This window comes from Micromonospora sp. NPDC049679, from assembly GCF_040659735.1.
Taxonomy (GTDB): domain Bacteria; phylum Actinomycetota; class Actinomycetes; order Mycobacteriales; family Micromonosporaceae; genus Micromonospora_I.
The window spans coordinates 15,880-32,190 of record NZ_JBFANZ010000044.1 but is presented as its reverse complement, the minus strand read 5'-3'; the positions used below and the strand labels follow the sequence as shown (position 1 = coordinate 32,190).

General features: G+C 70.6%; 16 protein-coding genes. 10 read left to right on the top strand and 6 right to left on the bottom strand.

Annotated elements, in window-relative coordinates; translation table 11 throughout:
* Nucleotides 1-116: 116 nt before the first annotated feature.
* The 4 genes from AB0J06_RS22905 to AB0J06_RS22890 form a co-directional block, all read right to left on the bottom strand.
* On the bottom strand, nucleotides 117-1,118 hold the full coding sequence (locus AB0J06_RS22905; RefSeq protein WP_357431130.1) for a sigma-70 family RNA polymerase sigma factor: 1,002 nt from the start codon (nucleotides 1,116-1,118) through the stop codon (nucleotides 117-119).
* 454 nt (nucleotides 1,119-1,572) lie between these two features.
* Nucleotides 1,573-2,472: an N-acetylmuramic acid 6-phosphate etherase gene (gene murQ, locus AB0J06_RS22900; protein ID WP_357431136.1), complete on the bottom strand. Its 900-nt coding sequence runs from the start codon at nucleotides 2,470-2,472 to the stop codon at nucleotides 1,573-1,575.
* Between the two features lie 98 nt (nucleotides 2,473-2,570).
* Nucleotides 2,571-3,485 carry a MurR/RpiR family transcriptional regulator gene (locus tag AB0J06_RS22895; protein WP_357431128.1) on the bottom strand — a complete coding sequence of 305 codons (915 nt, stop codon included), beginning with the start codon at nucleotides 3,483-3,485 and terminating at the stop codon, nucleotides 2,571-2,573.
* Between the two features lie 91 nt (nucleotides 3,486-3,576).
* On the bottom strand, nucleotides 3,577-4,590 hold the full coding sequence (locus AB0J06_RS22890; protein WP_357431126.1) for an NAD-dependent epimerase/dehydratase family protein: 1,014 nt from the start codon (nucleotides 4,588-4,590) through the stop codon (nucleotides 3,577-3,579).
* Between the two features lie 92 nt (nucleotides 4,591-4,682).
* Between AB0J06_RS22890 and AB0J06_RS22885 the strand changes: the two genes are divergently transcribed.
* Nucleotides 4,683-5,375 carry an SDR family NAD(P)-dependent oxidoreductase gene (locus AB0J06_RS22885; RefSeq protein WP_357431124.1) on the top strand — a complete coding sequence of 231 codons (693 nt, stop codon included), beginning with the start codon at nucleotides 4,683-4,685 and terminating at the stop codon, nucleotides 5,373-5,375.
* On the opposite strand, the gene AB0J06_RS22880 is transcribed toward AB0J06_RS22885, so the two are convergent.
* Nucleotides 5,360-6,016, bottom strand: coding sequence for a thymidylate kinase (locus tag AB0J06_RS22880; RefSeq protein WP_357431122.1), 657 nt, complete (start codon nucleotides 6,014-6,016; stop codon nucleotides 5,360-5,362). The two genes, AB0J06_RS22885 and AB0J06_RS22880, sit on opposite strands and share 16 nt — an antisense overlap.
* Between AB0J06_RS22880 and AB0J06_RS22875 the strand changes: the two genes are divergently transcribed.
* From AB0J06_RS22875 to AB0J06_RS22835, 9 genes are all read left to right on the top strand, one after another.
* Nucleotides 5,945-6,835 (top strand): nucleotidyltransferase, encoded by an 891-nt coding sequence (locus tag AB0J06_RS22875; RefSeq protein WP_357431120.1) that lies wholly within the window; start codon nucleotides 5,945-5,947, stop codon nucleotides 6,833-6,835. The two genes, AB0J06_RS22880 and AB0J06_RS22875, sit on opposite strands and share 72 nt — an antisense overlap.
* The gene (locus AB0J06_RS22870) at nucleotides 6,832-7,104 is read left to right on the top strand and encodes a hypothetical protein (RefSeq protein ID WP_357431118.1); all 273 of its coding nucleotides are present in this window, start codon (nucleotides 6,832-6,834) and stop codon (nucleotides 7,102-7,104) included. The genes AB0J06_RS22875 and AB0J06_RS22870 overlap by 4 nt, the downstream gene beginning before the upstream one ends.
* Nucleotides 7,101-7,871, top strand: coding sequence for a metallophosphoesterase (locus AB0J06_RS22865; protein ID WP_357431116.1), 771 nt, complete (start codon nucleotides 7,101-7,103; stop codon nucleotides 7,869-7,871). Before AB0J06_RS22870 ends, AB0J06_RS22865 begins: the two co-directional genes overlap by 4 nt.
* Nucleotides 7,872-7,876: 5 nt before the next feature.
* Nucleotides 7,877-8,020, top strand: a complete 144-nt coding sequence (locus AB0J06_RS22860; protein WP_357431114.1) for a GPGG-motif small membrane protein — start codon at nucleotides 7,877-7,879, stop codon at nucleotides 8,018-8,020.
* Nucleotides 8,021-8,520: 500 nt separating this feature from the next.
* Complete coding sequence (locus tag AB0J06_RS22855) at nucleotides 8,521-9,867, top strand: ABC transporter substrate-binding protein (RefSeq protein ID WP_357431112.1); 1,347 nt, start codon at nucleotides 8,521-8,523, stop codon at nucleotides 9,865-9,867.
* A 76-nt stretch (nucleotides 9,868-9,943) separates the two neighbouring features.
* Entirely contained in the window at nucleotides 9,944-11,008 is a 1,065-nt protein-coding gene (locus AB0J06_RS22850; RefSeq protein WP_357431110.1) for a sugar ABC transporter permease, read from the top strand.
* A gap of 4 nt (nucleotides 11,009-11,012) precedes the next feature.
* Complete coding sequence (locus tag AB0J06_RS22845) at nucleotides 11,013-11,975, top strand: carbohydrate ABC transporter permease (protein ID WP_357431108.1); 963 nt, start codon at nucleotides 11,013-11,015, stop codon at nucleotides 11,973-11,975.
* Between the two features lie 37 nt (nucleotides 11,976-12,012).
* Nucleotides 12,013-13,056 carry a LacI family DNA-binding transcriptional regulator gene (locus tag AB0J06_RS22840; protein ID WP_357431106.1) on the top strand — a complete coding sequence of 348 codons (1,044 nt, stop codon included), beginning with the start codon at nucleotides 12,013-12,015 and terminating at the stop codon, nucleotides 13,054-13,056.
* Nucleotides 13,057-13,143: 87 nt separating this feature from the next.
* Nucleotides 13,144-14,748 carry a glycoside hydrolase family 13 protein gene (locus AB0J06_RS22835; protein ID WP_357431134.1) on the top strand — a complete coding sequence of 535 codons (1,605 nt, stop codon included), beginning with the start codon at nucleotides 13,144-13,146 and terminating at the stop codon, nucleotides 14,746-14,748.
* A gap of 67 nt (nucleotides 14,749-14,815) precedes the next feature.
* Here AB0J06_RS22835 and AB0J06_RS22830 read toward each other — a convergent pair whose 3' ends face one another.
* Nucleotides 14,816-16,261 (bottom strand): MFS transporter, encoded by a 1,446-nt coding sequence (locus AB0J06_RS22830; RefSeq protein ID WP_357431132.1) that lies wholly within the window; start codon nucleotides 16,259-16,261, stop codon nucleotides 14,816-14,818.
* Between the last annotated feature and the right edge of the window lie 50 nt (nucleotides 16,262-16,311).

Below are 16,311 nucleotides of genomic sequence, written 5' to 3'. Positions count from 1 at the left end.
CCCGCGGGGGGGGCGGTGGGGGCGCGGTCGGCCCACACACAACCGGCGACGGGCCGGCGTCCCATGGGACGCCGGCCGTTCGCCGTTTTCAGGTCGTCGTACCGCTGACGCGGTGGTTACGCGGCCTGCAGACCCTCCGCGCGAGCGAGCTCGCGCAGCCGGCCGAGCGCCTGGATCTCCAGTTGCCGGATCCGCTCCCGCGAGAGCGAGAAGCGCGACGCGACCTCGGTCAGCGAGTGCTCACGGCCGTCCTCGAGACCGTAGCGGGCACGCATGATGCCCGCGGAGCGGTCGTCGAGGTGGTTGAGCAGGCCCTCGATGCGCTGCCGCTCGAGAGCGGTCAGCACGATCTCCTCCGGCGACGGCGCGTCGCTGTCGGCGACCAGGTCACCGAGCTTGGTGTCGCCGTCATCGCCGATCGGGGTGTCCAGGGACACCGTGTCCTGCGACCAGCGCACCAGCTCGTGGACCCGCTCGACCGGCACGCCCAGCGAAGCCGCGATCTGCTCCGGCTCGGGGTCCGCGCCGAGCTCACGGGTGAGCTGACGGGCCACGTTGCGCATCCGGTTGACATCTTCAACCAGGTGCACGGGAAGCCGCACGGTCCGCTCCTGCTGTGCGATGGCGCGGCTGATCGCCTGACGGATCCACCACGTCGCGTAGGTCGAGAACTTGTATCCGCGCTCGTAGTCGAACTTCTCCACGGCGCGCACCAGGCCGGTGTTGCCTTCCTGGATGAGGTCGAGCATCGGCATGCCGGACCGCACGTACCGGCGGGCGATCGAGACGACCAGGCGCAGGTTGGCGCGGATGAACAGGTCCTTGGCCCGCTCGCCCTCCACCACCAGGCGCTCCAGCTCTTCCCGACCGACGCCCTTGGGGAGCGTGCCGTCGTCGAGGAGGTGCTGGGCGTAGAGGCCCGCCTCGATCGTCTTGGAGAGGTCAACCTCGGCGGCCGCGTCGAGCAGCGGCGTCCGGGAGATCTCATGCAGGTAGACGCCGACCAGGTCGCGCTCCTCGGCAACCTCGCCGGTCCGCATCACCACGTTCTTCTCCACGTTGCCCACGGTCCCCTCGTTTACCCGACGTACCCGCTTACCTGCGCTGCCCACGTTCATCAGCCCTCCCCCGTTGCGTCCGCTGCGGCGGTCCCAGCCCCTGGTGCGGCCGAAACCATGTCCCCTGCGGAGCTGACATCTACACAACAGCTATGACGCTTCGGGGATTCCGTATCGTCAGTCGAAACTGTCACGAATGCCTGAGTAGTTGCTGAGAGCACGGTTGGCGTTAGCTGCAAATCACCCTCAGCAGGGGATTCGGGGTGCACCGCGCTCCGGCTTGGTCTGGGTAGCGTGCGCTTTGTCCGAATAATCACAACATCGCCACCGGTGCCGGCGCAGCGACCCCGGTCACTGCTCCCCTGCGATCCTCATCACTACTCAGACGTACGGTCCGCCGGCCGGAATGGTTCACCGCTCGGTCACGGTCTACCCCGTCGAGGGGGGGAACAATCGGCGGCCCGACAAGATGCCCGGCACGGCCCCGGGCGGGCTGAGATGAGGTCAGGGCGGGTCAGGAGGCGAGCAGCGCCAGCGCGTCGCGCACCTGCTGGGCGGAGCGGGCCAGCGCGGCCCGGGCGTCGGCGACCTTGGCGCCCGACACCAGCGACACCAGCGCCGTCTTCAGGTCGCCGTCCGCTGCCACGAGCGCGGCCTCGCAGACCTCGTCGGCGGCACCGGTGGCCTCCATCAGGATCGAGATCATCCGGCCCCGCAACTTCGCGTTGGTGGCCACCACGTCGATCATGAGGTTGGAATAGACCCGCCCGAGCCGCACCATGACCGCGGTGGAGAAGGCGTTGAGCACCAGTTTCTGAGCCGTCGCCGCCTTCATCCGGGTGGAGCCGGTGACCACCTCCGGGCCGCTGTCGACGCCGATGAACACGTCGACCTCGGCCGCCGCGGCCGCCACGGGGTTCGCGCAGAGCAGCACGGTGCCGGCGCCCAGCGCACGGGCCGCGCGCAGGGCGCCGAGCACGAACGGGGTACGGCCGCTCGCGGCCAGGCCGATCACCAGGTCACCGGGGCGTACGCAGCTTTGCACCTCGCCGACGCCGTCCGGCGCGTTGTCCTCGGCGTCTTCGACCGCCCGCCACATCGCCTCCGGGCCTCCGGCGAGGTGTGCGCAGAACCAGCCGGGCGGCGAGTTGAAGGTCGGGGGGAGCTCCGCGGCGTCCAGCACACCGAGGCGGCCCGAGGTGCCGGCACCGAAGTAGTGCACGCGTCCGTCGGCGCGGAGCGCGGTCACCGCCAGGTCCACCGCGGCGACGATCTCGTCGAGCACGGCCGCGACCGCGACCGGCACGCTGCGGTCGGCTTCGTTGATGACCCGCAGCACGTCGCGCGTGGACATCAGGTCGAGGTCGGCGCTCTGCGGGTTGCGCTGCTCCGTCGGGGCCGCGACCCGCACCATCACCCGGCCGTCGATCCCGCTCTGACGGTAGGACGAGCCGGGGTCGACGTCGGGATCGGAGGTGTCCGCTGCGGCGCCGGGCTCGACCCGTTCCGCCGTCATGCCCGCCTCCGGCCGCCGCCGGCCCGGTGCTGCTGCACCGCGTCGGCGGTGACCTCCAACGCGCGTCTGGCCTTGGCCCGGTTCCGCGCGGCCACACCGACGAAGAGGCAGTCGACGACCGTGAGCTGGGCGAGGCGGCTGGCCATCGCGCCCGACCGGTAGGTCGTCTCGCGCGCCGCGGTGGTGAGCACGAAGTCGGCGACCTCGGTGATCGGTGAGCGCGGGAAGTTGGTCAGCGCGACGGTGCTCGCGCCCCGGGCGCGTGCCTGCTCCAACACCTCGATCGCATCGGAGGTGGTGCCGGTGTGCGAGATGCCGACCGCGACGTCCCCCTTGCCGAGCAGAGCGGCGGAGGTCAGCGCGGTGTGCACATCCGGCCAGTAGAAGGCGGTGCGTCCGATGCGGTGCAGCTTCTGCTGGAAGTCGGAGGCGACGAAACCGCTGGCGCCTGCGCCGTAGATGTCGACGCGAGCGGCCGCGTTGATCGCCTCGACGACGCGCTCACAGATCGCCGGGTCGAGCTGCTCGGCCGTCTCCTCGACCGCACGGGCGTCGCTGAACGCGATCGTCGCGATGATCTGGGCGAGATCGGCGCCGGGCGGGATGTCCCCGCCGACGACCCGCGCGTCCGGCGGCTCCACCCGCCGCGCCGCCTCGGCGGCGAGGCGGATGCGCAGCTGGGGGTAACCTTCCATGCCGACCGACCGGCAGAACCGGATCACGGTCGCCTCGGAGGTCTCCGCGGCCGTGGCGAGGTCGGTGATGGTGCGCCGGGCCGCGTCGGCCGGATTGGCGACAACCAGTCGGGCGACGCGCTGCTCGGCCGGCGACAGCGACGGAAGCAGCCCGCTGATGTGCACGATCAGCCCGCTGGTCTTGTGAGTCGCAGAAACCTTCGCAGTTTTCGCCACAAATGAAACTTACTTTCACACAGGCCGGGGAGTCAACCGCGACGCCGGGTCCCTGCGAAAGTACGCCCGCTCGGCCACCCGCCGACCCCGTTCAGCCCAGCCGACCGTGCCATTCCCGCAGCACGTTCGGCTCGTCCGCGGGGGACAGACCGGTAGTGGGCACGGCCTCCGGATCGGCCGTGAGCCACTCCCGGGTGGCGCGCGCCGTGTCGGCGAGGGGCCGGGTCGCCAACCCAGCCGCGAGCGCGGGGCTGACGTCGCGGGCCATGAACCCGGCGTACGCGGGCAGCGGAAGCCAGAGCGGCAGCGCCCGCTTCCCCGACCACGGCCGCACGTCCCGCTGCAGAAGGAACTCCTGCTCGACCCACGTCAGCGTGGGATCCGGGCGGCCGACCCCGGCAGCGACCTCGGCCAGGAAACGGGCCCGCGGCATCGGGGCGCCGATGCCGTCGTACGTGCCCGACAGTCCGGTTTCACCCGCGCGCACCAGCCACGCGGCCAGGTCCCCCACGTCGACGAACTGCACCGCCTCGTCGGGAGCCCCGGGGGCCAGCACCTCCCCGCCCCGCGCCAGCCGCCGGACCCAGTACGTGAACCGGCCGGTCGGGTCCTCGGGCCCCACGATCAGCCCCGCCCGGCAGATGAACGACCGGCCGTCGCCCATCCCTTCCCGGACTGTCTCCTCACAGGCGACCTTGCAGGGCCCGTACCACTCCTGCGCGTCCCCACTGGGGTCGTCGATCCCGGGCGGCGCGGCCGCCACGACAGGCGCCGTCGCCGCCCGCTGTCCCGGCGTGCTCTCGTCGGCGTAGACCGAACAGCTGGAAACGTACGACCAGTGCCCGACGCGGTCGCCGAGCGCGGCCACCGCGTGCCGGGCATGGCTCGGACGGCGGGTCACGTCCACCACCGCGTCGAACGTCTCACCGTCCAGGCTGGACAGGCCGGTCGGGCTGTCGCGGTCCACCATCACGAACCGGACGCCCGGCACCGGATCACCGCCGACGCCGCGCGCGGCGCAGGTGACGTCGTGACCGGCGTCGCGGGCGTGCCGCGCCACCGCCCGGCCGAGGAAGACGGTGCCGCCGAGAACGAGAATGCGCATACACCGATCCTGCGGTGAACCCGGCCCGAGGCCCAGCCGGGTTCACCCTCAGCTCAACGATTACGCCCGTGGCGTACCGGTACGGTGGCGCCATGGCTGAGCGGAGCGTCCTGGTGACCGGAGGCACGGGCGGGTTGGGCGGCCCCGTCGTCACCGCGTTCGTCGAGGCGGGCTGGCGGGTGGTCGTACCCGTGCGGTCGGGGCCGACCGGAGCGGACCCGGCGGGGCGCGCGGTCGTGCGGGTCACCGCCGACCTCACCGACCCCGACGCGGTGGAACGCGCGGTCGCGGTCGCTGCCGGCGAGGCCGCGGCGCCGCTGCGGGCCGTGGTGAACCTGGTGGGCGGGTACGGCGCAGGCGGGCGCGTGCACGAGACGCCGGTGGCGGAGTTCGACCGGATGCTCACGCTCAATCTGCGCCCCACGTACCTGGTGACGCACAGTGCCCTGCCGCACCTCGTCGCGGCCGGCGGCGGAGCGGTGGTCTGCGTGTCGTCGCGGGCGGCGCTCGCCCCCTTCGTCGGCGCGGCGGGCTATGTGACGGCCAAGGCCGCCGTGCTGGCGTTCGCCGCCGCGGTGGCCGTCGAGTACCGCGCCTGCGGGATCCGCTGCAACACGGTCGTGCCGGGCGTGATCGACACCCCCGGCAACCGCGAAGCGCAGCCCGACGCCGACCGCAGCCGCTGGGTCACGCCGGGCGAGATCGCGCCGGTGATCCGCTTTCTGGCCAGCGACGAGTCGGCGCCGACCAGCGGCGCCGTGGTGCCCGTCTACGGACGCGGCTGAGCACCGCCCGGCACCGGCTCGGGCTCCGGCGCCTCGGGCAGCCAGCCGCGCAGTTCGTCGTGGATCGCCCGGCTCACTTCGTCCGGCGTTCCGTTGGCGTCGACCACCACGAAGGTCGCCGACTCGGGCATCGAACGGTAGGCATTGGCGGACGCCGTCAGGAATTCGAGCGTCTCCGAGTCAATGCCACGCGCCTCGATCCGCCGCTGCGCCTCGGCCGGATCCACCGCGAGCAGAAACGTCACGTCGGGAGGCGGAAAGACCGAGTAGGCGATCCTGGCCATCGGCTCCCAGTGCGGCGCCCCGTGCGAACGGATCCTGGCGTACTGGCAGACCGCGTAGCGGTCCATCACCGCCACCCGCCGGCCCAGGGCCGAGCGGAGCAGTGTGCGGGCGATCGCGAGCCAGCGCAGCATCGATTCGGCCAGGAGCAGCCCGGGCCGACCGAGGAGCCCCTCACCGTCCACGCGGCCCAGCCGCTGCGCCAGCCGTCCCAACCAGCGCCGCCCGCCCGCGTTCTGCCGATAGCTCGCCGGCACGCCGCTTTCGGTGAGCGCCGCCGCCAACCGGTGCGCCTGCGTGGTCTTGCCCGAACCGTCGACTCCGACGAGCGCCACCGAGCGCAGCCGCCGAATCACCATGCCGTCCTGCCGCTGTTACGAGATCCGACCATCCCGGCAAGGCTACGGCCTCGCGGCAAGAACGCCGGCGCAGAAGACGGGCCTTCGCGAAACCACCCAGAGAGCGGGAATCGTGCGGTCACGGGACCGACGAAGCGACCGGGGCCACAACGCCCCATCGCCGCAGAGCAGGCGGCAAGGTGTGAACGGGCAGAACCCCGGGTACCGGTAGTTCTCTACCGACACCGACCACGGGAGACCACCATGGCTCACCGCGGGGACGAGGGCCTGTTGCACACCCTCAAAAGCGTCGCCGCCGTCCTGAAGCAGTCGGAGGTGCCGTTCGTCCTGGGTGGCAGCTTCGCGGTGTACGCCCACGGCGGGCACTCCAGCGACCACGACGTCGACTTCCTGATCCGTCAAGAGGACGTCGAGCGGGCGTTGTCCGCCCTCGTCGACGAGGGCTTCACCGCCGAACGACCGCCCGAGGACTGGCTGGTCAAGGTCTACGACGAGGGGCGGATGGTGGACCTGATCCACCGCCCGGTGGAAATGCCCGTCAATGACGAGACCTTCAACGACACCGTCATGCGCTCGGTCGACGCCATCCAGATGCCGGTCCTGTCGGCGACCCAGCTGATGGTGCACAAGTTGCTGAGCTTTTCGCAGCACTACTGCGATTTCGCGCGCGGCCTTCCGCTCGCGCGCTCCCTGCGGGAGCAGATCGACTGGGACCGGGTGCGCAAGGAGACCGCACACTCGCCGTACGCCGAGGCGTTCCTGGTCCTGTTGGACCGGCTCGACGTCGTGCCGGCGGAGAACAAGGAGATCGCGGCATGACCGAGAGAACGGGGGCGGGCAAGCCGCTCGACGAGTACGTCGAGGCGGCGGTGCAGCGTCTGCTGACGGAGAACGCCGACGTCGCGGAGCAGGGCATCACCGTGGTGCGTCGGGAGCACACCCTCCTGCTCTGCGGTGAGGTCGCCAGTCCGCAGCGTCGGGACGAGATCCTGCGTCTGGTCACCGAGCACTTCCCCGATGTCACGCTCAGCGCGGACCTCGGAGTGACCCGCGCACCGGAACCGTCCGAGGTGGAGGAGCTGCCGTGATCCGCATTGCCGCCGTCGGCGACGTGCACATGGACGACGACGTGATGGGGCGCTACCGCCCGGCGCTCGAGCATCTCCCCGATCGGGCCGACGTGCTGCTGCTCGCCGGCGACCTGACCCGGCACGGCACGGAGGCGGAGGCGCGCTGCGTGGCCGCCGAGTTCGGCGGGCTGGGGGTGCCCGTGGTGACGGTGCTCGGCAACCACGACCACCACTGCGACCAGGTTCCGCAGGTGGTCACGGTGCTCGAGGACGCCGGCATCACGGTGCTGGAGGGGAACAGCACGGTGATCGACGTTTCCGGCGTACGGCTCGGAGTGGCCGGCGTGAAGGGCTTCGGCGGCGGGTTCGCCGGCCGGTGTGCGAGTGAGTTCGGCGAGCCGGAGATGAAGGCCTTCGTGCGGACGACGGGCGTGGTCGCCGAGCAGCTCGGCCGGGCGCTGCGCGAGGTGGAGTGCGACGTACGGGTGGCGTTGACACACTATGCGCCGGTGCCGGACACGCTCGCCGGCGAACCGCTGGAGATCTATCCGTTCCTGGGGTCCTATTTGCTCGGTCAGGCGATCGACTCGGCGCCGACGGCGCTCGCGATCCACGGGCACGCCCACGCCGGCACCGAGCGCGGGACCACTCCGGGCGGGGTGCGGGTGCGCAACGTGGCACACCCGGTCATCAAGCAGGCGTACAGCGTCTTCGAGCTCGGGCACGGCGAATCCGGTCAGTCGTCGTCGAAGGTTTCCCGAGGGGAAAGCAGGGTATATCAATAGTCATGTTGAGTCTTCTTCTTTGGATTCTGGCAGTCGTACTGGTCGTGGCCGGCGTCATGGCGCTCTTCCGCCGACAGATCCTGTGGGGCGTCGTCCTCATCGTGGTCGGTCTGCTGGTTGGTCCTGGCGGGGTCAGTATCTTCAGTTAGTCCCCCGGCTTGCTCCATCCTCCCGATCCGTTATCCCTTCTCGAATCCATCCTTCTCCGATCCCGGACCCGCCGGGGTCGTCGCATCCGGGCCCTCGTCCTCCCCGACTGGTGGGCCCGGCCGCGACGGCCCCGGCGCTCGTGTGTGTCCCGCCTTTGTCGCGCCCGCCGCCCACCGGTCCGCCGATCACCGTTCCGGCGATGACCGGACATATCCGCGGACGACCGGTGGTGGCCGCGGACACCGGTGAAAGATTCCATTCTTCGCCGGCAGGTCCGTCGGAAATCTTCGATCCGACGGATCAGGCGTGATCGATGCGCACTATTCGTCGCCAACCGCCCACCTTCCGCTCCGCTTCGGTTTCCGAATCGTTACGGGCTCGTGCCCACGTAGCTCTGGACGGCGATCGTTGCAAGCGCTTACATGTGGGGACGCCCACATTGACGGGACCGGCGCGCGAGCCACAGGGCTTCGGGCGTGCCGGAAGGAAGGAGGACGGCATGGCGGTCTTTCCCAGGCCACGCCAAGCCCTCGTGCTCGCCAGCGTCGTTGGTTTGGCGCTCAGCGCCACCGCCTGCGCAGGCAGCGACAGCAGCAGCAAAAATTCAGATTCCGCGGAGTGTGCCGCCTACGAGAAATACCAGGGCAACGACGGCAAGACGGTCTCCATCTACGCGTCCATCCGCGACGCGGAGGCCGACCTGCTGCAGCAGTCCTGGGAGCAGTTCAGCAACTGCACCGGCATCAAGGTCGACTATGAGGGCAGCGGCGAGTTCGAGGCGCAGCTGCAGGTCCGCGTCGACGGCGGCAACGCGCCGGACATCGCGTTCGTCCCGCAGCCGGGCCTGCTGGCCCGCTTCGCCGAGAGCGGCAAGCTCAAGGCCGCCTCGGCCGACACCAAGGCGATGGCCGAGAAGAACTACCCCGGCGACTGGCTGAAGTACAGCACGGTCAACGGCAAGTTCTACGGCGCGCCGCTCGGCTCCAACGTCAAGTCCTTCGTCTGGTACTCGCCGAAGATGTTCAAGGACAAGGGCTGGAAGGTCCCGACGACCTGGGCCGAGCTGATGACCCTCAGCGACCAGATCGCCGCCACCGGCACCAAGCCGTGGTGCGCCGGCATCGAGTCCGGCGACGCCACCGGCTGGCCGGCCACCGACTGGATCGAAGACCTCATGCTGCGCACGCAGACGCCTGAGGTCTACGACCAGTGGACCACCCACGCCATCCCGTTCAACGACCCGCGGGTCGTGGCGGCGGTCGACCAGGCCGGCAAGATCTTGAAGGACCCCAAGTACGTCAACGGGGGCTTCGGCGACGTCAAGACCATCGCGTCCACCTCGTTCCAGGAGGCCGGCACGCCGATCGTCCAGGGCAAGTGCGCGCTGCACCGCCAGGCGTCGTTCTACGCCAACCAGTGGCCGCAGGGCACCAAGGTCGCCGAGGAGGACGGGGACGTCTTCGCCTTCTACCTCCCGACGATCGACCCGGCCAAGGGCAGGCCGGTGCTCGGCGGTGGCGAGTTCACCGTCGCGTTCGCCGACCGGCCCGAGGTGCAGGCGGTGCAGACCTACCTCGCCTCGCCGGAGCACGCCAACAGCCGCGCCAAGCTCGGCAACTGGGTGTCGGCCAACAAGGGTCTGGACATCACCAATGTGCAGAACCCGATCGACAAGCTCTCCGTGGAGATCCTGCAGGACCAGAAGGCCACCTTCCGGTTCGACGGCTCGGACCTGATGCCGGCCGCGGTCGGCGCGGGCACCTTCTGGAAGGGCATGGTCGACTGGCTCAACGGTAAGGACACCGCCGGGACGCTCACGTTCATCGAGAACTCCTGGCCCAAGTAAGACGAGCGGTGGTCCGGCCCGGGTGATCCGGGCCGGACCACCGACCGGCAGTGTTCGGCATCCCGCGGGAGGGCGGATGAACTTCGATCTTGCGGCCGAGGGCGACAAGTTCGAGATGTTGGGGTACGGCCTACTGGCCTTCGTCGTGGTCGTCGGCGGGCTGCTGGTGCTGCTCGACGTCGTGCCGACCTGGTTCGCCCGGCGGCACGAGCGGCGACTGATCGCGGCCACGGCCGCGGCCGGCGTCGACGGACCGGCGCCGCGGATCGGCCAGCCGAAGCGACGCGAAGGGCTCTTCGGACTCTTCTTCCTGCTCCCGGCGGTGCTGCTGCTCCTCATCGGGCTGGTGGTGCCCGCGATCCGCACCGTGCTGCTCTCGTTCATGGACGGTCGTCGGGAAAACTGGGTCGGGCTCGACAACTACGCCTGGCTGTTCTCCCAGGACGAGATCCTCCGCGTGCTGACCAACACCCTGTTCTGGGTTCTCGCGGTGCCGTTGCTCGCCACCGCGATCGGCCTGATCTACGCCGTCCTGGTGGACCGGGCCCGGCTCGAGGCGCTCGCCAAGGCCCTCGTCTTCATGCCGACGGCGATCTCCTTCGTCGGCGCCGGCGTCATCTGGAAGTTCGTCTACGCCTACCGCTCCGCCGAGCAGGAGCAGATCGGTCTGCTCAACCAGCTCGTCGTGATGGCCGGCGGCGAGCCGCAGCAGTGGCTGCAGAATGCCCCGCTCAACACCTTCTTCCTGATCATCATCATGGTCTGGATCCAGGCCGGATTCGCGATGGTGGTGCTCTCGGCCGCCATCAAGGCGATCCCCGCGGACGTGGTGGAGGCCGCCCGGCTCGACGGCGTCAACTCGTGGCAGATGTTCTGGCGGATCACCATGCCGAGCATCCGCCCGGCGCTGATCGTGGTCGTGGTCACCATCTCGATCGCCACGCTCAAGCTCTTCGACATCGTCCGGACCGCGACCAACGGCAACTACGACACCAACGTCATCGCGACCGAGATGTACAACCAGGCGTTCCGGTACGGCCAGACCGGCCAGGGTTCCGCGCTCGCCGTGTTCCTCTTCGTCCTGGTGATCCCGATCGTGATCTACCAGGTCCGCAACCTCCGGAAGCAGCGGGAGGCCTGACAGCATGACCACCACCACCCCGATCCACCCCGGCGCCGCGACCGCTCCCGCCGCGACGGGGGGCACCGCCGCGCGGGTCCGCAAGAAGCTCAACACGCGGACCGCCACGGTGGTCTCCATCATCATCGCGGTCATCTGGACGATCCCGACCTTCGGCGTCTTCGTCTCCTCCTTCCGCCCCGAGAACGAGATCAAGACCAGCGGTTGGTGGACCTTCTTCACCGACCCGCAGGTGACCCTGGCGAACTACCAGGACGTCCTCTTCGGCCGGACCGCGTCGTCCGGGCAGCTCGCCAGCTACTTCGTCAACTCCCTGGTGATCACCGTGCCGTCGGTGCTCTTCCCGCTGGCCTTCGCCGCGCTCGCCGCGTACGCCCTGGCCTGGATCAACTTCCGCGGCCGCGACTGGATCTACGTCGGCATCTTCGCGCTGCAGATCGTGCCGCTCCAGATGGCCCTCGTGCCGCTGTTGAGCTTCTTCTCCCAGGGAGTGTCGCTGGGCGGGGTGCAGCTCCTGCCGGCCTGGGATCTCGCCGGCGAGCAGCGCTTCATCCAGGTCTGGTTCGCGCACACCTGCTTCGCGCTGCCGCTCGGGATCTTCCTGCTGCACAACTTCGTCTCGCAGCTGCCCCGCGACCTGATGGAGGCGGCGCGCGTCGACGGCGCCACGCACCCGAAGATCTTCCGCACGATCGTGCTGCCGCTGATCACACCGGCGCTCGCGACCTTCGGCATCTTCCAGTTCCTCTGGGTCTGGAACGACCTGCTCGTCGCGCTGATCTTCGCCGGCGGCAACACGACAGAGCCACTCACGGTACGGCTGGCGGAGCTCGCCGGCACCCGTGGCAACGAGTGGCAGCGGCTCACCTCCGGCGCGTTCGTGTCGATGGTCGTACCGCTGGTCGTCTTCCTGTCGCTGCAGCGCTACTTCGTACGCGGCCTGCTCTCCGGCAGCGTCAAGGGCTGACCGCACGACCGATCACCGGTCGGTGCAAGGTGACTCCGTGACCAAGATCGATGACGTCGCCCAGCTCGCGGGCGTCTCCACCGCCACCGTCTCGCGGGCCCTGCGGGGCCTGCCGACGGTGTCGGAGACGACCCGCAAACGGGTGCTGGAGGCGGCCGCGCAGCTCGGCTACACCGCGTCCCCCAGCGCGTCCCGGCTGGCGGGCGGGAAGACCCGCGCCGTCGCCGTCGTCGTCCCCCGGATCACCCGGTGGTTCTTCAGCACCGTCGTCGAATCCGCCGAGGACGCCCTCCACCAGGCCGGTTACGACCTGCTCCTGTACAACCTCGGCGGTCGGGAACACGCCCGGCAGCGGCTGCTGCACACCGCCAATCTCCACAAACGCGTCGACGCGGTGATGCTGGTCGCCACTCCCCTGCAGGCGGCCGACTTCGCGACCGTCACCGACCTCGCGCTGCCCGGCGTCACGGTGAGCTCCGGCACCCACGTACCGGGCTGGCCGAGCATCCGCATCGACGACGTCGCCGCCGCCCGGACCGCCACCCGGCACCTGCTCGATCTCGGCCACCGGCGGATCGCCCACATCTGCGGCGACGGCGCCGACGAGCTCGCCTTCACCACCCACCTCGACCGGCGGCGCGGCTACCTGGAGGCGCTGCGGGACGCCGGCGTGACACCCGACCCGCGACTCGACGCCGAGGCGGAGTTCACGATCAGCGGCGGCGGGCGCGCGATGATCGAGCTGCTCCGCAGAGGGACGCCGCCGACCGCCGTCTTCGCTGCCTCCGACGAGATGGCGATGGGCGCGATGGGCGCCCTGCGGCAGGCCGGCCTCCGGGTGCCGCAGGACATCAGCGTGATCGGCATCGACGACCACGACCTTGCCGGTGTGGTCGGACTCAGCACCGTCGCGCAACCCGCGGCCGAACAGGGCCGACTCGCCGCGCTGACCCTGCTCCGCCCGCTCGGGCACGCGGACCGCGACGATGGTGGGGCGGACTCCGTGATCCTGCCCACAAGTCTGGTCGTTCGCGAGTCGACCGGGCCGCCCCGGGAAAGTGAACGGGCGGCACGCCACTGACGGGAGAGCGCACTGAACACGCACGAGACGACCCGCGTTGCCGGCACCGACCCCCACGAGACCGGGGAGTGGTGGCGGCACGCGGTCATCTACCAGATCTACCCCCGCTCGTTCGCCGACTCCGACGGCGACGGCATCGGTGACCTGCCCGGCATCACCGCCCGTCTCGACCATCTGGTCGAGCTCGGCGCCGACGCCGTCTGGCTCTCGCCGTTCTACCCGTCGCCCCAGGCCGACGCGGGCTACGACGTCGCGGACTACCGCGGCGTCGACCCGATCTTCGGACGGCTGGAGGACATCGACAAACTGCTGACCCAGGCGCATTCGCGCGGCCTGCGCGTGATCGTGGACCTGGTGCCCAACCACACCTCGTCGGCGCATCCGTGGTTCGTCGAGGCGCTCGCCTCGACGCCGGGGAGCGCCGCGCGGCAGCGCTACATCTTCCGGGACGGCCGCGGCGCCGGCGGCGACAAGCCGCCGAACAGCTGGCAGAGCGTCTTCGGCGGCCCCGCCTGGACCCGCGTCACCGACGCGGACGGCGCACCCGGCCAGTGGTACCTGCACCTGTTCGACGCCGGTCAACCGGACCTCAACTGGGACCACCCGGAGATCCGCGCCGAGTTCGGCGACATCCTGCGCTTCTGGCTGGACCGCGGCGTCGACGGCTTCCGGGTCGATGTGGCGCACGGGCTGGTCAAGCAGGCCGACCTCGCGGACTGGCACTACCCCGACGAGCCCGTCTCCGGCGAGCCGGTCGAGGGACCGCGCCCGCCGATGTGGGACCAGGACGGGGTGCACGACATCTACCGCGACTGGCGCTCCATTCTGGACAAATATCCCGGTGACCGGGTCCTCGTGGCGGAGGCGTGGGTGCAACCGGCCGAACGGCTCGCCGCATACGTCCGCCCCGACGAGATGCACCAGGCCTTCAACTTCGAATACCTGGAAGCCGCCTGGACCGCCCCCGCGCAGTACGCCGTCATCGACCGCTCCCTCGCCGCCACAGACGCGGTCGGCGCACCGACGACCTGGGTCCTCTCCAACCACGACGTGCTCCGGCACGCCTCACGGCTCGGTCTTCCGGTCGGAACGATCCGCCCCCGCGGCATCGGCGCGGACGACCCCCAACCCGACGCCGCGCTGGGACTGCGCCGCGCCCGCGCGGCGACCTTGATGATGCTCGCCCTGCCCGGCTCCGCCTACCTCTACCAGGGCGAGGAGCTCGGCCTGCCCGAGCACACCACGATGGCCGACGACGCCCGCCAGGACCCGACCTGGGTGCGCAGCGGACAAACCGAGCGGGGCCGGGACGGCTGCCGGGTGCCGATCCCATGGGAGGCCGACGCGCCGTCGTACGGCTTCGGGCCGACGGACAGCAGCTGGCTGCCGCAGCCGGCGGTGTGGGCCGAGTACGCGCTGGACCGTCAGCGCGACGTTCCCGGGTCGACGTACGAGCTCTACCGCACCGCCCTTCGGCTCCGCCGCGACCTCGCCCTCGGCACCGGGCGGCTCTCGTGGGTCGACGGCCCGGAAGACGTGCTCGCCTTCCGCAACGGCGAGCTGCTGGTGGTGACGAACTTCGGCGCCGAGCCGGCCGCCCTCCCGGAGGGCGCCGAGCCGATCCACGCCAGCGCCGCGCTCGACCCCGACGGCCGCGTCCCGACCGACGTGACGGTCTGGGCCCGCGTCTGACGTCATTGCTCGACGTTCACGTCACGATGCCGATACCACCGACGGTCCATCGCGTCCACTCTGCGGCTCAGCGCTCCGGTCCACCCTCCGCTGCACGGTCAGCCACGACGGTCGCCCGGTCCCCCAGCATCCGCCCGACCCGCGCGATGTCGCGGGGCGCGGTACGCGACGCCAACCAGTACATGATGCCGGTGGGCACGAAGAACAGCTGGAACGCCGCGAGCCCCACCGCGAAGTTCAACGGCGGCGGGAACGACGCGTGCAACGCCCGGAGCGCCACCGGGAACAGCGCGTTTCCCGTGGCCCGGCCGACCCCGTTGACGAGGTTACCGACGCTGTAGACCGTGCCCCGGTGCTCCGGCGGGTTGACGTCGACGATCAGCGCGAACCAGTTCGGCGAATTCGCCGAGGTCAGCGCGAGCGCGAGCAACGCGGTCAGAAAGCTGAACCCGACCGTCGGCTCGGTCACCACGCTGCCGAGCACCGCCCGGACGACCGCCCCCGCCGACGCCCCGTCCGGCGCGTCGATCCGCATCGGGACGAAGAACAGGGCCAGGTAGAACGGAACGGCCGCGAGGATGCCGACCGCCGCGACCAGGGCCCGCCCCCGTGGGGTACGACGTTGCAACCGGTCGCCGACCAGACCGCCGACGATGGCGAACACTCCACCGAGTTGGAAGAGCGTGGCGAAGACGCTTCCCACGATGACCGCGGTCCCCTCGGAGAGGCCCTGATCCTCCGCGCGTGCCCGGAACAGCGCCGGCAGCCAGACCAGCGAACCGAACGCCACCTGGGCGGTGAGCCCCTGCATCACGAGCCAGACATTGGTGCGCCGACCGGCGATCCGTGGCAGCTCGCGGCGGCTGATCCGGTAGTCGTACTCGCCACCGGCCGCGAGCGCCGCCGCCAACTGCGGCTCGCTCTCCCCCCGCCGGATGTCGTACGTGAACAGGTAGGCGGCGGTCGCGAGCAGCCCGACGGTGGTGAGCACCAGGAACGGTCGGCGCCAGTCGTCGTAGCCGAGCAACCCGCCGAGGAGCGTGCCGGCGAGCGTGCCGACGCCCTGCGACAGCCCCCAGAAGCTCATCACGAGCCCGCGCCGCCGCGGCGAGACGAGGTCGCTGACCACGGAGAAGCCCACCGAAGCGACCGCGCCCAGGCCGATCGCCGCGACGAGTTGCGCCACGAGGAACGTGCGGTAGCTGCCGGCCATGCCGGTGCCGGCGGTGCCGGCCGCCCAGAGCAGGGTGCCGATCATCAGCAGCGGCTTGCGGTGGGTGCGATCCCCCACGTACGCCCAGCCGACGGCGGCGACGGCGCTGACCAGGAAGGTCGCGGCGGTGACGGCGCTGACCGCGCCCTCCCCAACGCCGAGCGACCCGCTGATCCGGCCGTAGAGCGGGGGAACCAGACCGATCGCGACGTTGTCCAGCGAGGCCAGGACGATGAAGACCACGACGCTGTACCGCCGATGCGCGCGGCCGCCCCGTGAGCGGGAGCCCTGGATCACCATGCGGGCACTGAACCAGGGCCAGGTCACGATCCGATGACGGCGCGCCGATG

What these genes read in the sequence shown, in the direction of transcription:
- AB0J06_RS22905 (WP_357431130.1), bottom strand. Translation starts at nt 1,118, where the DNA reads ATGAACGTGGGCAGCGCAGGTAAGCGGGTACGTCGGGTAAACGAGGGG.
- murQ (WP_357431136.1), bottom strand. Translation starts at nt 2,472, where the DNA reads ATGGTGCGGGTCGCGGCCCCGACGGAGCAGCGCAACCCGCAGAGCGCC.
- AB0J06_RS22890 (WP_357431126.1), bottom strand. Translation starts at nt 4,590, where the DNA reads ATGCGCATTCTCGTTCTCGGCGGCACCGTCTTCCTCGGCCGGGCGGTG.
- AB0J06_RS22885 (WP_357431124.1), top strand. Translation starts at nt 4,683, where the DNA reads ATGGCTGAGCGGAGCGTCCTGGTGACCGGAGGCACGGGCGGGTTGGGC.
- AB0J06_RS22880 (WP_357431122.1), bottom strand. Translation starts at nt 6,016, where the DNA reads ATGGTGATTCGGCGGCTGCGCTCGGTGGCGCTCGTCGGAGTCGACGGT.
- AB0J06_RS22870 (WP_357431118.1), top strand. Translation starts at nt 6,832, where the DNA reads ATGACCGAGAGAACGGGGGCGGGCAAGCCGCTCGACGAGTACGTCGAG.
- AB0J06_RS22855 (WP_357431112.1), top strand. Translation starts at nt 8,521, where the DNA reads ATGGCGGTCTTTCCCAGGCCACGCCAAGCCCTCGTGCTCGCCAGCGTC.
- AB0J06_RS22850 (WP_357431110.1), top strand. Translation starts at nt 9,944, where the DNA reads ATGAACTTCGATCTTGCGGCCGAGGGCGACAAGTTCGAGATGTTGGGG.
- AB0J06_RS22845 (WP_357431108.1), top strand. Translation starts at nt 11,013, where the DNA reads ATGACCACCACCACCCCGATCCACCCCGGCGCCGCGACCGCTCCCGCC.
- AB0J06_RS22830 (WP_357431132.1), bottom strand. Translation starts at nt 16,261, where the DNA reads ATGGTGATCCAGGGCTCCCGCTCACGGGGCGGCCGCGCGCATCGGCGG.